The sequence below is a fragment of the Synechococcus sp. R55.7 genome (assembly GCF_047461955.1).
Taxonomy (GTDB): domain Bacteria; phylum Cyanobacteriota; class Cyanobacteriia; order Thermostichales; family Thermostichaceae; genus Thermostichus.
Genome location: NZ_JANSIC010000122.1, coordinates 4,505 through 8,333, shown reverse-complemented (window position 1 = coordinate 8,333; position 3,829 = coordinate 4,505). Strand labels below are relative to the sequence as shown.

Sequence of the window (3,829 nt, the reverse complement as noted above, 5' to 3'; positions counted from 1 at the left end):
TTTTGTTCTCTGGTAGAGCAGAGCAGGCTCAGGGCTACTGAAAGCCCGCTCCGTAACGCTTTAGCGGTCGGAGTCGGGTAGTTTACCCGCACGCAAACGAGATTTTGCCTCGGTGCCGGCAGGGATCCCAAGTAGCAGCCAAAACCTAATCTTGAGTATCCAACCTGCGCACCAACCAGCGCCGCAGCGGATGCCACACCGGCAAGGATAGGATCCAGCGGGATTGCTGCTCCAGCATGAGACGCTCCACCGGATACAGGCCGAACAGCTCATAGCGGCTTTGGGCGATCAGGATCCCCATCGTGAAGCTGACACAGAGCAACAACCCCAAAGTCGGCCATCCTGGGCGGTGAAACAAGGCATATCGCAGGCCCGTCCAAGTAAAGTAATCCCACAGGCGGGCTATATCCGCTCGCAAAGCCCAGAGACTGGGGATCCCGACCACCAGCCACAACAGGCCCAGAAAGATGAAGCTACCGCCGTGGTAGAGGCGCAACAGGCGCTTGGCTGCCGGAGACAGAGCTTGAGTGCCAGAGGCAGCTTTCTTTTCCGCAGCTGAGCCAGGATCAGGGAGCAAGGGCATGGGGATCCCAATTTTCGACACCTCAACACCCATTTTGGACTTATCTCCGACGCAATAGCTCGGTTGCATGGGATCCTCGAACTCAAACGAGTACTTTTCTGCTTTCGGCTCGCCCATTTTAAGGGATCGATGCACAGGGAGCCCAGTTGTGGCTCTCCCGCTGCACAGCGCCATCCAAAAAGGCACTGATCAAAGCATCTGCTCAAAGCATCTGCCGTCTGCAAGTCTTCCTTATCCGTACAGTCAAGTTTCCTGAGAGACGCCCAGACGTCCCGTTCCAAGAGCTTGGCAGACGATCTCTTTGACGTTCATATCCTGAGCGAAAACCAACATTCCCATGGTGAAGGGATCCCGACCCGGCTCCCTAAGGCAAACCGCGCAATTTGCCCAAGCAACAATGCAGAACTCAAGGTCAGAGGCAGGTTGGTCGGGGTCAGAGAATGGGAACTGGGTCGGGGATATAATGGCTCTGCACCCTTTTCTTCGGCCTTGCTAGCTCAAAGGATAGAGCACCGACCTTCTAAGTCGATGGTTGCAGGTTCGAGTCCTGCGCAAGGCGCTGGCCTTGCCCTCTAAGCCTTGCTTGGGGTTTCCGACAAGCTGCCCTGATGGGGGCACCACATCTGAACCATCACCTGCCGAGAGTGGCTTTCTACCCGCAGGGATCCCTGCAGCAGCTCCACTGCCTTTTGAACCAGCGATAGACCCAAGCCCGTTCCCCCGGCGTTGCGGCAATCCAACTGGGGGAGGCGATAGAACTTTTCAAAAAGGCGGGGCAACGCTTCTGCAGGAATTTCCACCCCTGTATTGCGCACCGTGATCAGCCAGCCGGGACGGCCATTGGAGTTAGCCTGGCTCACACTCAAATAGATGCTTTCCCCAGTGGGGGTGTACTTACACGCATTGTTTAAAAGCTCGCCAACCACCCGCGACAAGAGGCTCTCATCTGTGCAGAGGGGCCAAAGGTCGGGATCCCATTCCACCTGGAACTGTTGGCCCTGTTGGGCAGCCCGCAGCCGGAAGGGCTCGGCAAGATTGGGGATCCATTCCTGGGGAGATAAACAGGTAAGTCTGAGGACTTTGTTTCCGGATTCGAGGGCTTGCAATTCCAACAGGTCGTTGATTAACTCCAGCTCGCGGTTGGTCTCCATCTCCAAAATTTGAAAGTAGCGCCTTTCCCGCTCGGTTAGGTTGGCTTTGGATAAAAACCCAATGGCCAGCTTCATGTTGGTGAGAGGTGTGCGCATTTCGTGGGAGACCATGTGCAGAAACTCATCTTTGAGTTGGTTGAGCTCCTGCAACTGTTGCACCTGACGCTGGATCGTTTGATAAAGACGTGCTTGGCGAATGGCAAGGGCGCATTGGCCGGCTACCCGTTGGATAAGCCGTTGTTCCCGCTCGGTAAATATCTGCCCCGGTGGACGGGATCCACAAATATTCCCCAAAACAAGCAGTTCCTCGTCTTGCCCTGCCAGATCCCTTTTTTCACAGATGGGGGCGACGATCAGGGTACAGCGGTCGTGGTTGGGCCAGCAGGGGTGATGGAGATTGCTGAAGTGGCAAAGCTGTCCGCGCTGGAGCTGACGAAGCACATGGGCGAAATCCGCAAACGAAACCTCCAGGGGGAAGCGCCGGATCCCTTCTCCGGCCAAATAGTCCACCGCCAAAACGCTGACCTGCCGCTCTGGGTCATGAAGGGCAATGGTGCAATTGGATAGGTTCAAGCTCAGGGCCAGTTCTCGGGCTACCGTTTCCAAGATTTTTTGTTCATCCAAAGTGGAGCGAATTTCTTCGGTGATGAGCTGGAGGAGCGCTTCGTCGTTGTAAGCTTGTTCGAGCTCTGCATTGCGCACCCGTACTTGGTAATCCAATTCGGCATTGGTCTGTTGCAGCTTTTGATAAAGCTCTGCCTGCTGAATGGCCACTGCCAGGTGCTCCCCGATAGCCTTGGCCAACTCGATCTCGTCGGTTTGCCAATCCGGATCTGAGGTCAGGCGCCGCAGCGATAGCCCGCCCCACATTTGTTCCTGACAAGCCACCGGGATCACCAGCCAAGGGCCCAGTTGGTATTCTCGCTTCTCATAAATGGCAAAGGGATCGGCAATCTGCTCCGGATCCTGGACATGAAAAATTTGCAGCCGTTTCAAATGATCGAAAACCATAAAATCCCTGCTATCCGGCAGTCGCAGGTTCAGATTGTTGGGCAAATTAGGAAATCGGCTATGGCTGGCAATGCCCAACCACACGGCCTCAGCGGGCAGGTACTGATAAAGGGTAACTCGTGCTGCCTGCAACACTGCCCCCACTTCCCGCACCGCCACATCAAATAGGGTGGGTAAGTCCAGAGAGGTGTTGATGGCCTGAATGAGCTGATTAAACAGTCTTTCTCGCTGCAATTGCCGCTGCAGCTTCAGCTCGGCTTGCTTACGAGGGGTGATGTTTCTAATGATCATCAGGACTTGATCTTCCCCAAAGGGGACGATGCGAGCCTGCCGATATTGGGGCTGAGGGGATCCCTCTGGGCAGGGGTATTCGATCTCTTGAGCTTGCCGGGTTGCCAAGGCCAGCTCCAGATGCTCGCGAATGGCTTGGGCTATGGGTTCCGCCCCACCGGTGCAACCGGTATCAGGAAACAGCTCTTCAGGAGTTTTGCCCAGGTAGTAGGCAGGGGGATGGGGGACAGAAAAATGGCTGGGCGGCTTGAACTCCAGACATCGGCCCTGGCGATCCAGACGAAGCAGCATGTCGGGCAGGGCTTCCAGGAGCTGGCGATAGTGGCGCTCTCGCTCGGCCAAGGTGATCTCTAATTGCTTGCGCTCGCTGATGTCCAGGGTCACCCCGACAACCTGGCCGGGATCCCCTTTCGGCCCCAAGAGCACAATCCCCTGGGAAAGCTGCCAGCGCATCTGGCCGTCGGCCTGGTAAACCCGATATTCCACCGAAAAGTTGGGATCCCCCTCTACCGCCCTGGGCCCAGCCGTCTGCAAAGCTTCTTTCACCCTTTGGCGATCTTCCGGGTGAACGTGCTGCAAAAACACTTCCAGGGTGAAATCTTGGCCGGGATCCAGCCCGTATTTGGCCTTGCATTGGGGAGAGGCAATCAACTCCCAGGTGCGCAAATCCAGTTGCCAATAGCCCAGTTGGGTGGCTTCTAAGGCCAAATAGAGATGCTCTGGATAAAAGCTGCCGTCTCCTGGCCGCACCGGCACCAGGCGGTATCGAGTTGAAGCCATCTCCCTCACCAGA

Annotated in this window: 2 protein-coding genes and 1 tRNA gene; 1 reads left to right on the top strand and 2 read right to left on the bottom strand. The window is 56.2% G+C overall.

All coding sequences use genetic code 11. The features are described from left to right. Positions 1-145 precede the first annotated feature (145 nt). Entirely contained in the window at positions 146-583 is a 438-nt protein-coding gene (locus tag NW820_RS07880; RefSeq protein WP_414341644.1) for a hypothetical protein, read from the bottom strand. Positions 584-1,069: 486 nt separating this feature from the next. Between NW820_RS07880 and NW820_RS07875 the strand changes: the two genes are divergently transcribed. Beyond that, positions 1,070-1,142 (top strand) — tRNA-Arg (locus NW820_RS07875). 13 nt (positions 1,143-1,155) lie between these two features. Here NW820_RS07875 and NW820_RS07870 read toward each other — a convergent pair. Beyond that, positions 1,156-3,816: an ATP-binding protein gene (locus NW820_RS07870; RefSeq protein ID WP_414407165.1), complete on the bottom strand. Its 2,661-nt coding sequence runs from the start codon at positions 3,814-3,816 to the stop codon at positions 1,156-1,158. Between the last annotated feature and the right edge of the window lie 13 nt (positions 3,817-3,829).

Excerpts from the sequence above, each read along its gene's own strand:
- NW820_RS07880 (WP_414341644.1), bottom strand. The coding sequence starts at position 583 with ATGCCCTTGCTCCCTGATCCTGGCTCAGCTGCGGAAAAGAAAGCTGCC.
- NW820_RS07870 (WP_414407165.1), bottom strand. The coding sequence starts at position 3,816 with ATGGCTTCAACTCGATACCGCCTGGTGCCGGTGCGGCCAGGAGACGGC.